15 protein-coding genes are annotated in these 18,856 nt (G+C 70.4%); 3 read left to right on the top strand and 12 right to left on the bottom strand.

Annotation, left to right across the window (positions count from 1 at the left end):
* Position 1: 1 nt before the first annotated feature.
* The 3 genes from ABT186_RS31795 (at position 2) to ABT186_RS31785 (ending at position 7,146) form a co-directional block, all read left to right on the top strand.
* Positions 2-3,628: an SAV_2336 N-terminal domain-related protein gene (locus tag ABT186_RS31795; RefSeq protein WP_351223700.1), complete on the top strand. Its 3,627-nt coding sequence runs from the start codon at positions 2-4 to the stop codon at positions 3,626-3,628.
* 206 nt (positions 3,629-3,834) lie between these two features.
* Entirely contained in the window at positions 3,835-4,590 is a 756-nt protein-coding gene (locus ABT186_RS31790; RefSeq protein ID WP_351223698.1) for a DUF4389 domain-containing protein, read from the top strand.
* 408 nt (positions 4,591-4,998) lie between these two features.
* Positions 4,999-7,146, top strand: a complete 2,148-nt coding sequence (locus ABT186_RS31785; protein ID WP_351927996.1) for an MMPL family transporter — start codon at positions 4,999-5,001, stop codon at positions 7,144-7,146.
* Positions 7,147-7,195: 49 nt separating this feature from the next.
* On the opposite strand, the gene ABT186_RS31780 is transcribed toward ABT186_RS31785, so the two are convergent.
* From ABT186_RS31780 to ABT186_RS31725, 12 genes are all read right to left on the bottom strand, one after another.
* Positions 7,196-7,438, bottom strand: coding sequence for a helix-turn-helix domain-containing protein (locus ABT186_RS31780; RefSeq protein WP_351927994.1), 243 nt, complete (start codon positions 7,436-7,438; stop codon positions 7,196-7,198).
* A 34-nt stretch (positions 7,439-7,472) separates the two neighbouring features.
* Complete coding sequence (locus ABT186_RS31775) at positions 7,473-7,958, bottom strand: peptide-methionine (R)-S-oxide reductase (RefSeq protein ID WP_351927992.1); 486 nt, start codon at positions 7,956-7,958, stop codon at positions 7,473-7,475.
* A gap of 109 nt (positions 7,959-8,067) precedes the next feature.
* The gene (locus tag ABT186_RS31770) at positions 8,068-9,357 is read right to left on the bottom strand and encodes a dihydrolipoamide acetyltransferase family protein (RefSeq protein ID WP_351927990.1); all 1,290 of its coding nucleotides are present in this window, start codon (positions 9,355-9,357) and stop codon (positions 8,068-8,070) included.
* Between the two features lie 22 nt (positions 9,358-9,379).
* Positions 9,380-10,852 (bottom strand): NAD-dependent succinate-semialdehyde dehydrogenase, encoded by a 1,473-nt coding sequence (locus ABT186_RS31765; RefSeq protein WP_351927988.1) that lies wholly within the window; start codon positions 10,850-10,852, stop codon positions 9,380-9,382.
* Entirely contained in the window at positions 10,849-11,826 is a 978-nt protein-coding gene (locus ABT186_RS31760) for an alpha-ketoacid dehydrogenase subunit beta (protein WP_351223680.1), read from the bottom strand. Before ABT186_RS31760 ends, ABT186_RS31765 begins: the two co-directional genes overlap by 4 nt.
* A complete protein-coding gene (locus tag ABT186_RS31755; RefSeq protein ID WP_351223678.1) occupies positions 11,814-12,812 on the bottom strand; it encodes a thiamine pyrophosphate-dependent dehydrogenase E1 component subunit alpha in 999 nt (332 codons plus the stop codon). The genes ABT186_RS31760 and ABT186_RS31755 overlap by 13 nt, the downstream gene beginning before the upstream one ends.
* 29 nt (positions 12,813-12,841) lie before the next feature.
* Positions 12,842-13,561 (bottom strand): ABC transporter ATP-binding protein, encoded by a 720-nt coding sequence (locus ABT186_RS31750; RefSeq protein WP_351223676.1) that lies wholly within the window; start codon positions 13,559-13,561, stop codon positions 12,842-12,844.
* Between the two features lies 1 nt (position 13,562).
* On the bottom strand, positions 13,563-14,288 hold the full coding sequence (locus tag ABT186_RS31745) for an ABC transporter ATP-binding protein (protein ID WP_351928016.1): 726 nt from the start codon (positions 14,286-14,288) through the stop codon (positions 13,563-13,565).
* A gap of 5 nt (positions 14,289-14,293) precedes the next feature.
* Positions 14,294-15,340 (bottom strand): branched-chain amino acid ABC transporter permease, encoded by a 1,047-nt coding sequence (locus tag ABT186_RS31740; RefSeq protein WP_351223672.1) that lies wholly within the window; start codon positions 15,338-15,340, stop codon positions 14,294-14,296.
* Complete coding sequence (locus ABT186_RS31735; protein WP_351223670.1) at positions 15,337-16,215, bottom strand: branched-chain amino acid ABC transporter permease; 879 nt, start codon at positions 16,213-16,215, stop codon at positions 15,337-15,339. Before ABT186_RS31735 ends, ABT186_RS31740 begins: the two co-directional genes overlap by 4 nt.
* 4 nt (positions 16,216-16,219) lie before the next feature.
* Positions 16,220-17,491 (bottom strand): amino acid ABC transporter substrate-binding protein, encoded by a 1,272-nt coding sequence (locus tag ABT186_RS31730; RefSeq protein ID WP_351223668.1) that lies wholly within the window; start codon positions 17,489-17,491, stop codon positions 16,220-16,222.
* Between the two features lie 73 nt (positions 17,492-17,564).
* Positions 17,565-18,851 (bottom strand): M24 family metallopeptidase, encoded by a 1,287-nt coding sequence (locus tag ABT186_RS31725; protein ID WP_351927986.1) that lies wholly within the window; start codon positions 18,849-18,851, stop codon positions 17,565-17,567.
* Between the last annotated feature and the right edge of the window lie 5 nt (positions 18,852-18,856).

Raw genomic sequence — 18,856 nt, 5'->3', positions numbered from 1 at the left:
CATGCACGAGCGGATGCTGCGCGTCCTTCAGCTCTTCGGCGAGCAGCCGACCGCCGATGAGCTGGCCGACGTGTTGTGGCTCGCTCAGCGCGTCCCCCGGCAGGAAAGCGCGCCCCTCGCGTTGTCACTGGCGCGTAAGGCAGGGAATGCCGCTGCCCCGGCCGAGGAGAAGTCCGATGCGAGGGCCGCGCCCTCGCCGCGGCCTCCGTTGCCCTCGCACGAGGAGACGCCGTCCGCGGAGCTCCACGCGGCACCTGAGCTGCCCGACGCCGCGGGAGATCCGGACGACGACGGTGACCCCCCGTCGGACGACGGTACCGACGACGAGCCGCGGGGCGAAGGCCCCGTTCCCGAGTCCCAGCCCGCGCCGGAACCGCCCAGAGCCCTGTCCATCCGTATCGCGCAACCTCGCTCCCTGTCCGGTTCGCTGTCGACGGCCAGGGCGCTGCGTCCACTCAAGCGCCATCGGCCCAACCACCGCAGACACGAGATCGACGAGGCCGCCACGGCGGCCCGGATCGCGCACACGGGCGTTCTGGATGTCGTCACGCGTCCCGGGCGCGAGCGCTGGCTGGATCTGTCGCTCATCGTGGACGACAGCGGATCGATGCTCCTGTGGCAGCAGCTCTGCACCGAACTGCACGCGCTCTTCGAGCGGTTGGGTGCCTTCCGGCAGATCCGAACCTGGGGGCTGAGGCTGCAGGACGGCCGGACGCCGATGCTGTCTCCTCGGCCCTTCGGGGCGTCACTGAGCCTGCTGCGCCCCTCCGTCCTCGACGACCCGTCGGAACGCACCATGACCCTGGTCATCACGGACGGGGCGAGCCCCGAATGGCGCACAGGGGCGATGGAGGCGCTGCTCACCCGGTGGGCCTCGTGCGGGCCCACTGCCGTGATCCACGCTCTGCCCCCGCGGATGTGGGCGGGTTCGGCACTGCCCGTACGCAGATGGTCGGTCCGCGTCCCCCACCCCGGAGCAGCCAACAGCAAGTGGCGCGTCCGGGACACGCTGTTGCCGCCCGAACTCAGCCGCTTCACCGGAAGCGCCATCCCGGTCCTGGAACCGAAGCCGCGCGAGCTGGCGGCCTGGGCGCGGACGACCGTGGCCGGCGGGTCGAGCACCGTGCTGCCGCTGTGGGATCCGCGGGCCGTCCGCACGAGCGCCGAGCCGGCCGAGGTGTCGAGTGATGAGGCGGTACGGCAGTTCCGCCGGACCGCGTCTCCTGAGGCGTACCGGCTGGCGGCGCACCTGGCCGCCATCGCGCCCCTCACGGTGCCGGTGATGCGTCTGGTCGCGGAGGCCGTTCCCTGGAGCGCCACGACGGCGCATCTGTCGGAGGTCTTCCTCGGCGGGCTGATGCGCCTGGCGGAGAACACGCCGTCCAGGGCAGCCGCACCGCAGGGCACCCGGAGTTTCCGGCACAGCCAGCGGGTCTTCTCGTTCACCGACGAGGCCGGCGACATCCTGCTGGACGCGGTGCCGGCCGCCGAGGTCGTCGAGACGGCCCGCCAGGTGTCGGCCCTGATCGGTGAACTCATCGGGCAGGCACCGGAGTTCGCCGCCTGGCTGAACCGCTCGGACGGCACCGACCTGCTGCCGGAACACGCGCAGAATTTCGCCTGGCTCGGCTCCGCCCTGCTGCAGCGCCTCGGTCTGACGGGCCCGGCGGTTCCGGAGTGGGATCAGCCGCCGGGAGTTCCGGAGGAGGAAGCACCTCGCAGATCCCGGGACGACTTCTACCTCCACATGCCCTACGTGGGGTACTCGACCGTCGTCCGGCCGAGGTTCCCCTGGCAGCAGCTCTCCTCACAGGACCCCAAACAGATCGGCGGCTACGAGCTGCTCGGCTGGGCGCCGGCCTCGGGTCCCACCCACGTCTATCTCGGGCGCGACTCCGATGGGGCCACAGCTGCGGTGCGCCGCCCGGCAGACAGCTCCGAGAGCACGCGTCACTTCCTGCTCGTGGAGGTGGCCGCGCTCAGCCGATTCGATCATCCCTGTCTGCCGGCCCTGTTCGACCACGAGGCGGATGCGCCCCGCCCCTGGACCGCCGCTTCCCCGGTGACCACCCGTTCCGGAGGCAGAGCGCCGCATCTCGCGGAACTGATCTCCGCGACCGAGCCGCTCGGCACCGACGCCACGCTCGCCCTAGGTTGGCGCCTTGCCTCCGCGCTGGCGCACAGCCACAGCATCGGCGTCGTCCACGGCCGCCTCTCGCCCCGGCACGTACTGCTCACCCGTGACAACCCCGTCATCATCGGCTGGCACCGTGCGACCGTCGACGGGCAGCCGGCACAGCCGGGCCGGGCCCCGGCGCGCCCCGAGGACGACCTCAAGGCCCTGGCGGCGATCCTGGCTCACGCGGCGCTCGGTACCGACTGGCCCGCGTCCCCCTACCACCGCTCGTCCGGCACTCTCGATCCTCTCGACGAGGCCGACTGGTTCGACACCTCGCCCCCCAGGTCGGTGGATCCGATGATCCACGCTCTGATCGGCCGCTGCCTGCGGGCTCCGGACGGCACACCTCCCACGGCGGTGGGCGTCCTCGCGCTGCTGCGCGACCGGCTGCCGCGCCAGGACTCCACCGATCCCGCGCTCCAGGTCTGGCTCTCCCCCTCCGCGCTGGAGGTGACAGGTGACGCGGAGCTGCTGCGAACGCCGCCGCGCCACACCGGCAGGCGAGAAGGGCCGCAGATTCCCATCGAGGGGCCGGAGCCGGCCGTACATGAGGGACCGTCCCCCGTCGGCACCAACTCCCCCAAGTGGCAGCTGCTTCCGGGATCCGTCCCGTCCCCACGCGGGCTGAAGCGCCTCGCGCGCCGCCTCCCCCAGCCGGCCGCACTCCAGCCTTACGAGGGCCCGCCCGACCACTGCGTCGCGGTGATCAGCCCCCATCACGGCTCAGGACGCAGCACCGTCGCGGTGCAGCTCGCGTCCGCGCTTTCGGCCCGGGCGGCCTCGGCACGCGGCAGGCGGAAGCCGGTCGTCATGCTGCCGCTGGACCGGCGGCTGGGCGTCTTCGGCTACCGCCTGCTCGACGCGGAAACCTCGGCCTTCACGGCCAGGCTCCCCCACAGCCCCGGACGCACACCGTCCCACGCCAGGGAATGGGTCACGCTCACCGACTCCCGGGGGGCGCACTTTCTGTACGGGCTGGTGCCCGCCAATACTCCCGTACTTCTGGACGCCTTGGCCGTCCGACGCGGGGTCGACTGGCTCAGGTCGTTCGGCACGGTGATCGTGGATGCGGGCGGCACCTTCCTGCCCCCGGGAGACACCCTGCGCAGCCTGCTCGGCGGCGTCGACCACATGGTCGTCACAACCACTGGGCGGCAGGAGCACCTGGACGCGGTCCGAAGGCAGCTGCACTGGCTGTCCGAGCACGGCTACGAGCAGCTGGTGCGCGCGGCGACAGTGGTGCTGTCGGACGTGGACGGCTCCGCCGAGCACGGCCATACCCGAATGGCGGGTGAACAGTTCGACGACACAGTGCGAAACGTGTGCACCATTCCGTACGACACCGCCGTCCACCAGCTCGGCCTGGTCGACCACGCCGCTCTCGCTCCCGCGACCCGGAGCGCCTTCGATGAACTCGGCCTTGCGGTCAGCTCCGCTCTGGCCCCCTGAGGACCCGGCGTTCGACAACGACACCGAGGGGGCTGCCTCGGTGCGGTGGTCAGGCCGCGAGGGCGGCCCTGTGCGGTGGGACTGCGGCTGTGCGGCGGGACTGCGGGCAGTCATCCATTTGGTCCCCACGGCGCGTACATCGGGCCGCGCGGCGTGATCCTGAGGCTGTGACCGAGTGACAGTCACGGACTCGACAGGAGCCTTCCATGGCAGACCAGAGCTGGGCTCCTCGGCCCTCCCCCTGGCCGACCTCGGAGGTACTCCCGGAGTTGGACCTCCCCGAGCCCGGCCGGCAGCGCCGCTGGACCGTACTGCTGCGCTGGCTCCTGCTGGTCCCCCAATACCTCGCCATGCTGTTCCTGGGGATCGCCGCGTTCGTCGTCATGATCGTCGGCTGGTTCGCCGCCCTGATCGTGAGACGGCTGCCCGAACCGATCGCCTCATTCCTGTCCGGCTATCTCGTCTACGCGACCCGCGTCAACGCCTACGCGATGCTGTTGGTCGACGCCTACCCGCCGTTCGCCTTCCACGCACCCGACCATCCCGTACAGGTCGAGGTCCACCCCGGCGAGCTCAACCGCCTCGCCGTCCTGTTCCGCGGCATTCTGCTGATACCCGCCGCCTTCGTGGCGTACCTGGTCACCTACGGCTGGTACGTGATCTGCCTCATCTGGTGGCTCGTCGTGCTGATCCTCGGCCGGATGCCGCGCCCGTTGTTCGAGGCAACCGCCGCCACGGCCCGCTACGGAATGCGGCTGAGCGGCTATCTGATGATGCTCACGGCGGCATACCCCAAGCGTCTGTTCGGCGACGAGCCCGACCCCACCGGTCAGGCCCGCTCGGCCACCCGCCCCCTGCTGCTGTCCGACGCGGGCAAGGCCCTGATCGTCCTGTTCCTGGTCGTCGGCGCCCTGGCCTGGATCTTCTCCGAGAGCGGCGACATCGCAACAAGATCGAGTTGATGCAGTACCGCTGATCCGTCGGCGTCGGGCAGCCCTCGGCCATGAGCCGTGCTGCCTGGGCGGGGTCACCGGCCTGCCCGACGTAACGGGCGTGCCAGTGGCGGCTGTTGAGCGAGTGGGGTGGCTTGGTCAGAGCACGCGGGCGCAGCTGCAGACGACGTCGGCCCACGAGCTGTGCTGCCCGTGCCGGATCGTCTGCATCGCCGACATAGCGGGCATGCGAGTGGCGGATGCGCAGCGTATGGGGGTGCTCCGGTCCCGGCAGGTCGGCCCGCTCCGTGGCCACGGGGAGGCGGCAGTCGTCGCACTGCCGTCGGAGTGGATCAAAAGGTACTCATCGGCCTGATAGCGGAGGAAGCGAGCGGAGGGCTAAACTCGCGCAACCTACGGCGTGGGGGAGGTCCCGGCATGCGACGTTGGGCCGAGTTCGTCTTGCGGCATCGCAGGGCAGTTGTGGGGTTCTGGGGCTTGGTGCTGGTCGCCGGTGTGCTGCTGGCCGGCCGGACCGCGGATCGGCTGACGATCGACTTCTCGCTGCCGGGCCAGCCCGGCACCGTGACGGCGCACAAGATCGAGCACGCCTTCGGCAGCGGCGGCGACACGAGCCCGTATCTGGTCGCGGTCACACTCCCTGCGGGGCAGACGATCACCGGTCACGAGGCCGATGTCGGCCGGGTGTTCGCGGCGGTGGGCGACGCGGTCCCGAGTGTGCGGGTGATCGACGAGGCAAACACCGGCGACAAGGCCTTCCGCACGAAAGACGACCGCACCGCCTACGCCCTGGTGTTCTACCCGTTCAACCCGTCACCGAGTCACAAGCTGCTGACCGATCCGATCCAATCGGCGGCGGACAAGGCCAAGCCCTCCGGTGCGAGGGTCGGGGTGACGGGCGAGGACACGCTGGCCTCCGGGGGCGACAACGGTGGAGGGCCGGGGGTGCTCGGGGAGACGCTCCTCGGTGCCGTCGGCGCCCTCGCTGTGCTCGCCTTCGTGTTCGCCTCCTTCCTCGCCCTGCTGCCGCTGGTGGTGGCCGCCGTGTCGATCCTCGCGACTTTCGTGATGCTGCTGCCGCTCACCTATGCAACCGATGTGTCGTTCATCGTGCAGTTCCTGGTCGCACTCATCGGCCTCGGCGTGGCGATCGACTACTCGCTGCTGTTCGTCACCCGCTGGCGCGAGGAGCGCGACCACGGCCGGGACAATCACGAAGCGGTCGTGATCGCCATGGAACGGGCCGGTCATGCGGTGGTGTTCAGCGGAGTGACGGTGGCCATCGGCCTGCTCGCCCTCGTCGTGCTGCCGGTCCCGTTCATGCGCAGCATGGGGTACGGCGGGGCGCTCATCCCGCTGGCCAGCGTGTTGACGACGCTCACTCTCACGCCGGCGATCCTGGGCAGTATCGGGCCACGGGTCGACTGGCCCAAGATCCGCCACGAGAACCGGGCGAGCCGCGCCTGGGGCAAGTGGACCTCCGCCGTGGTGCGCCACCGTCGGCTCGCGGCCGGCACCGCCCTGGCCGCGCTCGCGGCCCTGGTCGGTGTCTTCCTCGGCATCAAGATCGGCCTTGCCTCGTCGGAGTCGCTGGCCAAGAGCGGTCCGGCCTACGAGACCCTGACGACCCTGGAGCGTGGCGGTGTCCCGACCGGCGCGCTGACCCCGATGGAGGTACTGGTCCGCACCGACCGGGCGAAGCCGGTCGCCGCCGAGTTGGTCAAGATCGACGGTGTGAACCGGGCGTTTGTGCCCTCCGGGCCGGCCGGCAACCGGGACGGACAGAGCATCGTCGTGGTCATCCCGGACGACGAGACGGTGAACTCGAAGAGCGTCGGCGTGGTCAAGCGGGTCAAGAGCGCCGGTGAGGCTCTCCCCGGGGTTATTGGCGTCGCCGGTGTCGGGGCGGCCCAGATCGACTTCTTGCACGCCGTCTACGGCAACTTCCCGCTCATGCTGGCGATAATCGCGCTGCTGACCTACGTGCTGCTTGTCCGCGCCTTCCGTTCGCTTCTCCTGCCGCTCAAAGCGGTACTGCTCAACCTTGTCTCGCTGGCGGCGACGCTCGGGCTGATGGTGATCTTCTGGCAGGACGGTCACGGTTCCGAGGCGATCTTCGACATAGCAGCCACCGGGGCCGTTACGTTCTGGATCCCACTCATGGTCTTCGCGTTCCTGTTCGGACTGTCGATGGACTACGAGGTGTTCATTCTGTCCCGCATGCGCGAGGAGTACGACGCCGCGCGCTCGACCGATGCCGCTGTCATCGAGGGCGTCGCCCGGACGGGCCGGCTCGTCACCAGCGCCGCGCTGATCCTCTTCCTGGCCTTCGCCGCGCTCGCCTCCGGTCCTGGCACCGACCTCAAGACGCTGGCGACCGGCCTCGGCATCGGCATCCTCCTGGACGCAACCATCGTACGGATGCTGCTCGTTCCGTCCCTTGTGTCCCTGTTCGGCTCGTGGAACTGGTACCTGCCCGGCTGGGTAGCCCGCCCGCTGCGCGTACAGCCGTCCCACCCGCACCCGGAGCGACCGGAGCCCGAGTCGAAGGCATCCGTGGGCTGAGCAGTTGAGCGCGCGAACAACTGCTCGCCACCCCCGTCACCGAAGGTCCTCACCCAATCAAGGAACACCTTGGGCGCCGCAGGCGCGTGACATGGCAGTTTCCCTGCTGGGCGGCGCCGATGGTTCGATCGCCGTACTCGATCGACACCGTGATACGAGCGCCCAGCGCGGCAGCATACGTGCGCATCGTCTCCAGGTTGTGGATCTCGCCCCGCTCGATCTGGGACACCCGAGCCTGAGAGATGCCCACCGTCGCCGCGACCTGCGCCTGGGTGAGGCCTTGTTCCTTCACGGATAACGAGCCCGGCCGGTTGACCCGGGTGCGGTCAGCCCTCGTCCGGAATCATGCGCAAAGAGATCGAGTTGATGCAGTACCGCTGATCCGTCGGCGTACCGTACCCCTCCCCCTCGAAAACGTGACCAAGGTGGGAACCGCACCGCGCGCAACGGACCTCCGTCCGCACCATCCCGTGGGAACGGTCCTCCAAAAGCTCCACCGCGTCGCTGTCCTTCGGGTCGTAGAAGGACGGCCAGCCGCCGCGCTTCACGCATGCACGCTTCTTGGTACGGCGGCGACACGAGGGATCACAGCGGGACGACATGGGGACGCAAGCACCCGGCTCCGCCGTCGCGGAGGCCGTTTCCATGGCGCACAAGCACTGCACGTCTTCTCTCCGTGGAGCGGCCTGCGCCGCCCGCTGCCCCGGGTTGCCGTCGTCGACACCTCCTGCTCCATGGGCGAGGATGAACTCGCCGCGGCCATGGGCGAGATCACCGGCGTCCTGCGTGAGGTCGGGGTGGGCGATCGACATCGCCAAGGCGTCCGGCCACGCTCCAGCCCTGGAAGGCAACGGCAAACCGGTGGCTCGGCTTGTCGGCCGGTATCCATCTCTTCTTCGAGGCTGCACTCACGCGTGGCGCTCAGAACTCGGCGTCCCAGTTGCGCTCCTCGATGTTCTTGCGAACCTCGGCGAGGAAGCGGGCGGCGTACGCGCCGTCCACGGCTCGGTGGTCGAAGCTGAGGGCGACGTTGCCGACGGGCCGCACGGCGAGGGCGTATTCGCCGCCGCTGCCGGTGGGCACCGCTACCGGGCTCGGTCGCACGCTGTCGGTCGCCAGGATCGCCACCTGGGGCTGGTTGATGATGGGGACAGTGAGCGAGGTGCCGTAGGGACCGGGGTTGCTGATGGTGAACGTGCCGCCCCCGAGTTCGTCGGCCCGCAGTCGGCCGGCCCGCGCCCGTGCGGCGTACTCGCTCACCTCCTGCGCGATCCGGCGCAGCCGCTTGCCGCCGGCCGAACGGATCACCGGCACCACCAGGCCGTCGGCGTCGAGGTCGACGGCGATGCCGAGGTGCACCTCGCGGTGGAGGAGCAGTCCGTCGCCGTGCACGGACGCGTTGAGGTGCGGGTAGGCACCGAGCGCGTCCACCACGGCCCGGCTCACGAACGGGAGGTAGCTGAGGCCGAAGCCCTCGGTGCGCCGCCACTCCTCTGACCGGCGCTTGCGGACTCTGTCGACCGCGGAGTAGTCCACCTCGACCGCCATGAGCGTGTGGGCCGATGTGGCCTTCGACCGCACCATGTGTTCGGCGGTGCGCCGCCGGATCGAGGTGAACGGGACCAGCGTGCCGTCCGGGCTGCCGGCCCCCTCCCCTGTCGGCGCAGCCGCGGCAGGCGTCGACTGGACGGCGGGGACAGCCTGTGGGATGGGCGGCCGCCTGGCCTGTTCGGTCGAGTCGCTCCCGGCGGACGCCGCCTTCCCGCGCCGCGCGACGGCCGCGGCGACGTCGCCGCGGGTGATGCGCCCACCGGGGCCGGTTCCCGTCACCTGGTCGGGCCGCAGTTCGTGCTCCGCGAGCAGCTTGCGCACCAGCGGGCTCAGCGAGCCGTTGCGGGCTGCTCGCGTCGGCGCCGCGCTCGGGGGCTCTGGCACTGTGACCGCCGCCTGAGCGCTGTCCGACGGACCGCGCTCCTCCCCCGGGCCGTTGATCACCGCCACCCGCGTGCCTACCGGAACCGTCTGGTCGACCGCGACCAGGATCTCGCTGAGCGTCCCGCCGGCTGAGGCCGGAATTTCGGTGTCGACCTTGTCCGTCGCGACCTCGAAGAGCGGTTCGCCCTCGTCGACCGCGTCTCCCGGCTGCTTGAGCCAGCGGGTGACGGTCGCCTCGGCGACGGTCTCGCCGAGCTGCGGCATTGTCACGTCCATGGGTCTGCTCCTCTCCGTCGGCTCACCACGACAAGGCGATGTACTTGGACTCGGTGTAGTCGACCAGGCCCTCGTGGCCGCCCTCGCGGCCGATGCCGCTCTGCTTGGTGCCGCCGAAGGGCGCAGCGGGGTCGGACACCACCCCGCGGTTGAGGCCGACCATGCCGCTGTCGAGGCACTCGCTGACGCGCAGGCCGCGGGCCAGGTCGCTGGTGTAGAGGTAGGAGACCAGGCCGTATTCGGTGTCGTTGGCGAGCTGGACCGCCTCTTCCTCGGTGTCGAAGGTGACCACGGGGGCCACGGGTCCGAAGATCTCCTCGTGCAGCACCGGGGCCCCTGCCGGGACGTGGGCGAGCACGGTCGGCGGGTAGAAGAAGCCGTCGCCGTCGAGTGGGCGGCCGCCCGTCACGACCCCGGCCCCCGCGTCGACACTGCCGCGGACGAGCTCGTGGACCTTGGCCCGGCTTGCCTCGTTGACCAGCGGTCCCACCTGGACACCCGGGGCCAGCCCCCGGCCCACTGTCAGGCTGCTCATGGCGTCCGCGAGTCGGGCGGTGAACTCGGCGGCCACGGGGGCCTGCACGTAGAAGCGGTTGGCCGCCGTGCAGGCCTCGCCGCCGTTGCGCATCTTGGCGACCATGGCTCCGGCGACGGCCTCGTCCAGGTCGGCGTCGGCGAAGACGAGGAACGGCGCGTTCCCGCCGAGCTCCATCGAGGTGTTGACGACCGTCCGGGCGGCCATGGCCAGCAGCTCCCGGCCGACCTCGGTGGAGCCGGTGAAAGAGAGCTTGCGCACCCGCGGGTCGTCGAGCATTGCGGAGACGACCTGCCCGGAGCGACGTGAGGGCAGGACGTTCACGACACCCGCCGGCACACCGGCCTCCTCCAGGACGGCAGCGAGGGCCAGCGCCGTGAGCGGCGTGTCGCTGGCCGGCTTGAGCACGACGCTGCAGCCTGCCGCGAGCGCCGGGCCGATCTTCCGGGTCGCCATGGCGGCGGGGAAGTTCCACGGGGTCACCAGGACACAGACGCCGACCGGTTGACGCAGTACCAGGATTCGGTTGGCTCCACTCGGCGCGGTCTGCAGTGTCCCGGCGGCGCGCACGGCCTCCTCCGCGTACCAGCGGAAGAACTCCGCCGCGTAGGCCACCTCGGCTCGGGCGTCGGTGAGGGCCTTTCCGTTCTCCAGCACGATGAGCTCGGCGAGTTCCTCCGCCCGCCCGGTCATCAGCTCGAAGGCGCGGCGGAGAACTTCGCCGCGTTCCCTGGGCGGTGTGGCCGCCCACCGGGGCAATGCCGCGTCCGCGGCGTCGACCGCAGCGCGGGCGTCTTCGGCGGTGGCGTTGGCGACCCGGGTGAGGACGGCCCCGGTCGCCGGGTCGAGGACGTCGAACCAGGAGTCGTCGCTGGAGGCGCGGCGACGCCCGGCGAGATACAGCTCGGTCGGCAGGGTGTCGAGGTGGACCAGGGCGGGGCTGTGGGCGGTGACGGTCATCGGCTCAGCGCTTTCTGGATGGTCTGCGTGATGCGCTCGACGGAGGGGATCGCCAGGTCCTCGAGGCTGTCGGCGGCGGGGAGCGGGATGTGCGGGGTGGTGATCCGCGTCGGTGGCGCGTCGAGGTCGAAGAACCGCTCCTCGGCCATGAGGGACACCAGCTCGGCGCCCCAGCCGCACAACCTGGGGTTCTCCTCGACAGTGAACAGACGGCCGGTGCGGGCCGCCTCGCCGAGGATCGTCCGGGTGTCCAGCGGGACGAGCGAGCGCACATCCACGACGGTGCACTCGATGCCGGAGGCGGCGAGCTGCCCGGCGGCCGCGAGCGCACGCGGCACCATCGAGCCGAGCGCGACGACGGTCGCGTCGGCGCCTTGCCGCAGCACCTTGGCGGTGCCGAGCGTGTCGACGATCTCCCCGTCCGGGACTTCGCCCTTGATCGGGTAGAGGGCCTTCTGCTCCAGGAAGATGACCGGGTCAGGATCGCGTACCGCTGCGGCCATCAGCCCGACGACGTCGCGGGGGTTCGACGGCACGACGACCTTGAGGCCGGGCACGGCCATCGCCCAGTTCTCCACGCTCTGCGAATGCTGGGCGCCGAAGCGCAGGCCGCCGCCGTTGCCGGAGCGGATGACGAGCGGGAAGGACAGCTGCCCGTTGGTCATGTAGCGGCTCTTGGCGATCTCGTTGACGACGATGTCCCAGCAGACCGCGAAGAAGTCGCTGAACATGATCTCGGCGATGGGGCGCAGTCCGGTCATCGCCGCGCCCATCGCCGCGCCGAGGATGGCCTGCTCGCTGATCGGGGTGTCCCGGACGCGCACGGGGCCGAACTCGTCGAGCAGGCCGACGGTGCCCTTGAAGACTCCCCCGGCCTCGGCGACGTCCTCGCCCAGCAGCAGGACGCCCTGGTCCCGTCGCATCTCCTGCGCGATGCCCCGCGCGATCGCCTCGCGGTAGGTCAGTTCCGCCATGACGAGCCTCCGTCCGCCCACACGTCCTTCATGAGCAGGTCCGCGCCGGGCAGCGCGCCTGCCTTGGCCCGCTCGGTGGCCAGGTCCACGGCCGCGTGGGCGGCCTTGTCGATCGCGTCGAGTTGCTCGGCCGGGACCCCGTCCGCGAGGAGCCGGGCCCGGTACATCGGCACCGGGTCCTTGGCGAGCCACGCCTCGACCTCCTCCTTGGGGCGGTACTTGCCCGGGTCGGCCCGTGAGTGGCCGCCCTGTCGGTAGGTCAGCGCTTCGATCATGGTGGGGCCCTCACCGCTGCGGGCCCGCTCAAGGGCCGTGACCGCGACCTCGTGCACGGCGTCGGCGTCGTTGCCGTCGACGGTGATGGGCTCCAGGCCATAGGCCGGGGCCCGGTCGGCGGCGGGGCGGGGCACGGCGGTGATGGTGCTGGTGCGGGTGTACTCCATGTAGAGGTTGTTCTCGCACACGAAGACCACCGGCAGCTTCCAGATCACCGCGAAGTTCAGCGCCTCGTGGAAGGCGCCGATGTTGGTGGTGCCGTCACCGAAGAAGGCGACGGCCACCTGGCCGCTGCCCCGGTACTGCGCGCTCCAGGCGGCGCCGCAGGCGATCGGGAGGTGGGCACCGATGATGGCATAGGAGCCCATCACGCCGTGCTCGACACTGGTCAGGTGCATGGAGCCGCCCTTGCCGCCCATCAGGCCGTTCTCCCGCCCCAGCAGTTCGGCCAGGACGGGGCCCATCGGGACACCGCGGGCGAGGGTGTGGGCATGGCCGCGGTAGGTGGCGAAGGTGTAGTCCCCGGGCCGCATCGCGACGCCGAAGGCGGCGGCGATCGCTTCCTGGCCGAGGGAGAGGTGGCTGGTGCCCTTGACCAGGTTCTGCAGGAAGAGGTCGTGGGCGCGTTTCTCGAAGGCGCGCAGTTCCACCTGGAGCCGGTAGAGCTCCAGCCTGGTCTCGGTGTCGGGCACGGCTGGTGCCGTGGTCATGGGTGCCTCCAGGGGAGGGTGAGGGGCTGTCATCGGGCGGCGCCCAGGTAGAGCCGGGCGACGGCGGGGTCCTCGAGCAGATGGGTGCCGCTGGCGGTGAGGCGGACCACGCCGGATTCGAGGACGGCCCCGACGTCGGAGGCCGCGAGTCCGGAGCGGGCGTTCTGTTCGACGAGCAGCACGGTGCGGCCCGCGGCGGCGAGTTCGCGGATGCTGGCGAAGACCAGCCGGCGGGCCTTGGGGTCCAGGCCGATCGAGGGTTCGTCGAGCAGGATCAGCTTGGGGTCCAGCACCAGGGCCCGGGCCAGTTCCACTTGTTTCTGCTCGCCTCCGGAGAGCGATCCGGCGTGCTCGCGAGCACGTTGGGCGCACAGCGGGAAGGCCGCGACGGCCGCGTCGACCCGTTGGCGGAGCAGGGCGCGGTCCTTGAGGGTGTAGCCGCCCATGAGCAGGTTGTCCCAGACGGTCATGGCCGGGAAGAGGCTGCGGTCCTGCGGGACGTGCACGACACCGAGGTGCAGCCGGGCCCGTGGGGAGAGCCGGGCGATGTCGCGGCCCTCGAGGACGACCGTGCCTTCACGCGGCCGGACCAGGCCGCTGACGGTCTTCAGGACCGTGGACTTGCCGGCTCCGTTGGGTCCGATCAGACAGGTGACGGTGCCCGCCTCGACGGTCAGGTCGACTCCTTTGAGGATGTCGCCCGCGCCGTAGCCGGCCACCACCGAGGTGAGGGTGAGCAGCGGCTCCATGTCAGCTCCCGAGGTAGGCGTCGAGGACGTCGGGGTGGGCCTGGACCTCGGCGGGCGTGCCGGTGACGATCCGGTGCCCCTGGTCGAGCACGATCACGGGGTCGCACAGCCGCATCACGAAGGGCATGTCGTGCTCGACGACGAGGAAGGTGGTGCCGGCGGCGTGGCGTTCGCGGATGTGCCGCTCCATCGTCTCGATCATCACCGGGTTGACCCCGGCGGTCGGCTCGTCGAGCAGAACAAGGGCCGGGTCGCTCATGAGGACCGCGGCGAACTCCAGCAGCTTGCGCTGGCCGTAGGAGAGTTCGGCGGCCGCGAGGTCGGCCACCGGTTCCAGCCGGAACTCCTCCAGCAGCCGGCCGGCCCGCTCGCGGTCGGCCCGCGCCACCCGCGCCGTGGTCAGCAGTTGCCGCCAGCTGTAGCCTCCGGCCGCGACGAGGTTCTCGACGACGGTCAACTGCGGAAAGACGCGCGCCTGCTGGAAGGTGCGGGACAGTCCCGCGCGATACAGACGACCGCTGTCCAGGCCGGTCACGTCGCGCCTCTGGAAGCGGACCCGGCCGGCGTCGGGACGCAGGTAGCCGGTGACCATGTTGAAGAGCGTGGTCTTGCCGGAGCCGTTGGGGCCGATGAGGGCGGTCACGCTGTTCTCGGCGACCTCGAAGGAGCAGTCGTCCACGGCCCGCAGGCCGCCGAACACCTTGGTGAGGCCGTCGACTTCGAGCATGGCGGTCACGGCCGCTCCCCTCCCGCCCCGATCGTCCCGGTGGCGAGGGCCGAGCTCGGGCGGGCCAGTCCCGTCCGGGTCGCGCCGTCGGCCTTGCGCCGTCGTCTGCGCTGCCGCAGCCGGTCCTGGAAGGTGGGCAGGATGCCGCGCGGGAGCAGCAGCATGATGAGCAGGAAGACCAGCGCATAGGCGATCAGGTAGAACTGGCTCCCGCCGAGTTGGTAGGCGAGGTACTGCTGGGCGGACTCAAGGACGAACGCGCCGAGCACGGGACCCCAGAGGGTGGCGCGGCCGCCGAGGAAGGTCATCAGCACCACCGCGATCGTGATCAGGGGGTCGACGGCGAACTGCGGGTAGATGAAGCCCTCGTAGTAGGCCCAGACCGCGCCGACCATGGTCGTCAGACCGACGCTGACGGTGAACGCGAGGAGCTTGATGCCGGTGACCCGGACGCCGATCCCGCGTGCCTTGTCCTCGTCCCCGCGCACTGTGGCCAGTCCGAGGCCGATCTTGCTGCGCATCACCGCGAAGGTGACGCCCATGGCCAGCGCGAGCAGGAGGAGCAGGACGTAGTAGAAGGGTCGGTCGTAGGTCGCGGCGGAGAACGGTGCCGGCGGGATGGCGAGGCCCTGCGCGCCGCCGGTGACGCCGGGCAGGTTGAAGGCGAGGCCCTGGGCCACGAACAGCAGCGTGATGGTGACGATGGCGAAGACGTCGGCGCGGGTGCGCATGGCCAGCGCCCCGATAGGGAGGCCGACCGCCGCGCCGATCAGTCCGACGACCGGCAGCAGCAGGAACGGCTCGTAGCCGGTGGTGACGGGGTGGTGTCCGAACCAGATCGCCTCCGCGTAGGCGCCGATACCGAAGAAGGCCGCGTGGCCGAGCGACGGGTAGCCGCCGAAGCCGCCGATCAGGTTCCAGGCGCTGGACATCACCGCGAACATGAGAGTGAAGATCAGCAGGTTGAGCGCCCAGTGGGCGAGGTCGAAGACGGGCAGCAGGGCCAGGACGACGAAGAAGGCGGGGGCCCGGGTGTGTCGGAGTGCTCTCACAGGGCACCTCGTGCGGTCGTGCCGAACAGGCCCTGGGGCCGGATCAGCAGGATGGCGAGCAGCAGGACGAAGAACGTCATCTCGGACCAGGCCGGCGAGATCGTCGCGGCCACAACCGCCGAGGAGGTGGCCACGATCACCGCCCCGGCGACTGCGCCGCCGATGCTGCCCAGCCCGCCGAGGATGACGATGGACAGCAGCCGGGAGATCAGGTCGTAGTGGCTGCCCGAGTTGAAGGAGTACAGCAGCCCGTACACCGAGCCCGCCGCCGCGGCGGTAGCCGCCCCCAGCCCGAATCCGAACGCGGACACCCGCTCCGACTCGACGCCGAGCAGGAGAGCGGATTCCGGGTTCTGCACGGTCGCCCGCACGGCGCGGCCGAACCGGGTGCGCTCCAGCAGCAGCCACAGCAGGCCGAGGGCCGCGAGCGACAACAGGAAGGCCCAGAGCCTTACCAGCGTGATCTGGAATCCGAAGACCGTCCAGCTGTCGTTGCCATAGCTGGTGTTGATGCTGCGGTAGGTGGTGCGCCAGGTGATGCTCATGACGCCTTCGAGCAGCAGCGCCACGGCGAAGGTGACCAGCAGGCTGAGCTCGGAGCGGTCCTCGCGCCGGAGCGGCCGCAGGAAGAGCCACTGGATCGCGGTGCCGAGCACGAACATGGCGATCGTGGTGATCGGAATGGCGAGGAAGGGGTCGATCCCGAAGGAGGTGAACAACTGGTAGGCGAGGTAGGCGCCGAGGATCACCATGGCTCCCTGCGCCAGGTTGACCACCTTCATCACGCCGAAGATCAGGGTCTGTCCGGAAGCCATCAACGCGTAGACGCCGGAGGTCAGCAGGCCCAGGATCAGGCCTTGGACGAGTGCATGCACGCGATCACCCGCCCCAGGCCGGCTTGGGGTGGACGGCCTGCGCCTGTGCGTCGCCGGTCGGGTAGACCGGGATCAGCTTGCCCTTCTGCCACTGGACCAGCGCGAAGGAGCCGGTGGGCGCGCCGTCGGAGTTCCAGGCGAGGTTGCCCAGCAGAGTGGGCCACGTGCCGGAGTGGAGTGCGCTGATGAGCGTGGCGTTGTCGAGCTTGCCGGTCTTCTGCGCGACCTTCTCCAGGAGCTGGCCGCAGGCGTAGGCCTCGGCCGAGGTGTTGTCGATCGTGTCGACGGTGCCGCCGTACTTCTTGATGTACGCGGCGGCGAAGTCGCTGCTGCCGGGGGCGGTGGAGGTGGGGAACCAGTCGCCGGCCGACATAATGCCGGTGGTGTTGGCGGCGCCGACCTTGTCGGGGAACTCCTTGGGCGAGTTGGCGCCGTTCGACATGAAGACGAACTTCGGGTTGAAGCGGAGCTGCACCAGGCTCTTGACCTGTGCGTAGGCGTCGTTGTTCTGCGTACCTGCGACGAGCACGTCGGGGTGGGCCGCCGCGATGCCCGACACGATCGGCGACATGTCCTGTGTCTCCGCCGGATAGACCTGCTTGTAGACGGTCCGGATGCCGGCGGCTTCGAAGGCCGTGCGGATGTTCTCCGCGATGGGGCCGGCGAACGGGTCGTCGAGCTCGGCGTAGGCGGCGGTCTTCGGGCGCTGCGAGGCCGGCAGGGAGAGGATCCAGTCGGCGAAGACCTTGCCGGATTCGACGCTGGGCGCGGGCTGCACGAAGAACAGGTTGTTCAGATGCTGGGCGAAGACCTTCGGTCCGCCGCCGGCCGGCTCCAGGAAGGCGTAGCCGTAGCGGCGGGCCACCTGCGAGGCCGGGACGGTGAGCAGGCTGGAGAAGGGGCCGAAGACCAGGTCCACGCGGTCGCGGTTGATGAGGTTCTGGTAGTTGGTGATGACCTGGGTGGGGCTGGACAGATCATCGACGATCTTGATCTTGACTTTGCGTCCGAGCAGGCCGCCGTGGGCGTTCACCTGGTCGACCCAGAGCTGATAGCCGCGTTCGACGGCTTGCCCCGAGTCGGCGAAGTCGCCGGTCAGGGAGACGGAGGCGCCGATCACGAGGGGGTCGCTGCTCCGTCCGCCCCCGGCCGGGCCGGAGCCGGTGCCGGCGGGCGACGCGCAGCCGGCGGCAAGGAGCGCGGCGCAGCAGGCCGCGAGGAGGGACAGCCGGCGACTGCCGGCGCGGGTGAGGCGAGGGTGGGTGAGGTGTCTCATGGTGCGTTCTCCTGACTCGTCCTTGAGTTCAGTGCGCGCGGGCGTGCGGGGACAGGGGCCGGGCCCCGAGGACTCAGTACGCGTTGGCGACGAAGAGTTCCTGGGCGGGGAACTTCGTGAGGATCTGGGGGCCGGCAGCGGTGACGACGACCTCCTCCTCGATACGGGCGGCGGAGAAGCCGTCGTCGGCCGGGCAGTAGGTCTCCAGGGCGAAGACCATGCCCTCCTGGAGCTCGACCGGGTGTTCCAGGCTGTTGAGCCGGCTGATGACCGGCCGCTCGTGCAGACCCAGCCCCAGCCCGTGGCCGAACTGGAGGCCGAAGGCCGCCCGCTCGTCGCCGAAGCCGAACTCCTCGGCGCGCGGCCAGAGCCGGGCGATGACATCGGTGCCGACACCCGGCTTCACCGCGGCGATGGCCGCGTCCATCCACTCCCGCGCCCGGGTGTAGGCGTCACGCTGGGAGGCGGTGGCACTGCCGACGCCGAAGGTGCGGTAGTAGCAGGTGCGGTACCCGTTGTAGGACTGGATGACGTCGAAGAAGGCCTGGTCGCCCGGGCGGATGAGGCGGTCGGAGAAGTTGTGCGGATGCGGGTTGCACCGCTCCCCGGAGACCGCGTTGATCGCCTCGACCTGGTCCGAACCCATCTCGTACAGGCGCTTGTTGGCGAGCGCGACGATCTCGTTCTCCCGGACGCCGGGCTTCAGCGCCTCGGCGATGTCCTGGTAGACGCCGTCCACCATGGCCGCGGCCATGGACAGCAGCGCGATCTCGTCCTCGTTCTTGATCACGCGCGCGTCGAGCATCAGCTGCTGGGCGTCGACCACTCGTAGCCCCTGACGCTGCATCTCGAAGAGGAACGGCGGCTCAACGATGTCGACGCCGACCGGCAGGTCGGCGACTCCCGCGTCCTCCAGCAGGCCCCGGATCTCACGGACCGCCGCCGCCATGAGGCCGGCCGCCGGCGCGATGCCGCCGCGCAGCCCGAGCATGCCGGCCCGGCAGTCCTCCGGCGCCAACCAGGGCGCGTAGAGCTGGTGGTGACGCGCCGCCGAGCCGAAGTCCCACAGGACGGGACCGGCGTCGCGGGTCAGCAGCGCGTAGCGGGTCATCTTGTCGCCGAGCGCCCCGCCGATCCAGGTCTGCGTGGTGTAGCGGATGTTGTAGAAGTCGAAGAGCAGGAAGGCGCCGCATTCGCTCGACTCCAGGGCCGCCCGGGCGCGGGAGAGGCGGTAGGCGCGCAGGCGGTCGTAGTCGACGCGCTGTTCGTAGTCGACGGCGCTGTGGCCGTAGGCAGGTATCGGCCGCCCAGAGGCGGGGGCGCGGGCCGGGGCCGGGGTGGCCTCGGCGGTGTCGGCCATCGGGT

Source organism: Streptomyces sp. NPDC001634 (assembly GCF_040298185.1).
In the GTDB taxonomy this organism is placed as follows: Bacteria; Actinomycetota; Actinomycetes; order Streptomycetales; family Streptomycetaceae; genus Streptomyces.
The sequence above is the reverse complement of the archived record's forward strand: the minus strand, read 5'-3'. Positions and strand labels throughout refer to the sequence as shown.

Excerpts from the sequence above, each read along its gene's own strand:
- ABT186_RS31795 (WP_351223700.1), top strand. The coding sequence starts at position 2 with ATGCACGAGCGGATGCTGCGCGTCCTTCAGCTCTTCGGCGAGCAGCCG.
- ABT186_RS31790 (WP_351223698.1), top strand. The coding sequence starts at position 3,835 with ATGGCAGACCAGAGCTGGGCTCCTCGGCCCTCCCCCTGGCCGACCTCG.
- ABT186_RS31785 (WP_351927996.1), top strand. The coding sequence starts at position 4,999 with ATGCGACGTTGGGCCGAGTTCGTCTTGCGGCATCGCAGGGCAGTTGTG.
- ABT186_RS31775 (WP_351927992.1), bottom strand. The coding sequence starts at position 7,958 with ATGTCGATCGCCCACCCCGACCTCACGCAGGACGCCGGTGATCTCGCC.
- ABT186_RS31770 (WP_351927990.1), bottom strand. The coding sequence starts at position 9,357 with ATGGACGTGACAATGCCGCAGCTCGGCGAGACCGTCGCCGAGGCGACC.
- ABT186_RS31765 (WP_351927988.1), bottom strand. The coding sequence starts at position 10,852 with ATGACCGTCACCGCCCACAGCCCCGCCCTGGTCCACCTCGACACCCTG.
- ABT186_RS31760 (WP_351223680.1), bottom strand. The coding sequence starts at position 11,826 with ATGGCGGAACTGACCTACCGCGAGGCGATCGCGCGGGGCATCGCGCAG.
- ABT186_RS31755 (WP_351223678.1), bottom strand. The coding sequence starts at position 12,812 with ATGACCACGGCACCAGCCGTGCCCGACACCGAGACCAGGCTGGAGCTC.
- ABT186_RS31750 (WP_351223676.1), bottom strand. The coding sequence starts at position 13,561 with ATGGAGCCGCTGCTCACCCTCACCTCGGTGGTGGCCGGCTACGGCGCG.
- ABT186_RS31745 (WP_351928016.1), bottom strand. The coding sequence starts at position 14,288 with ATGCTCGAAGTCGACGGCCTCACCAAGGTGTTCGGCGGCCTGCGGGCC.
- ABT186_RS31730 (WP_351223668.1), bottom strand. The coding sequence starts at position 17,491 with ATGAGACACCTCACCCACCCTCGCCTCACCCGCGCCGGCAGTCGCCGG.
- ABT186_RS31725 (WP_351927986.1), bottom strand. The coding sequence starts at position 18,851 with ATGGCCGACACCGCCGAGGCCACCCCGGCCCCGGCCCGCGCCCCCGCC.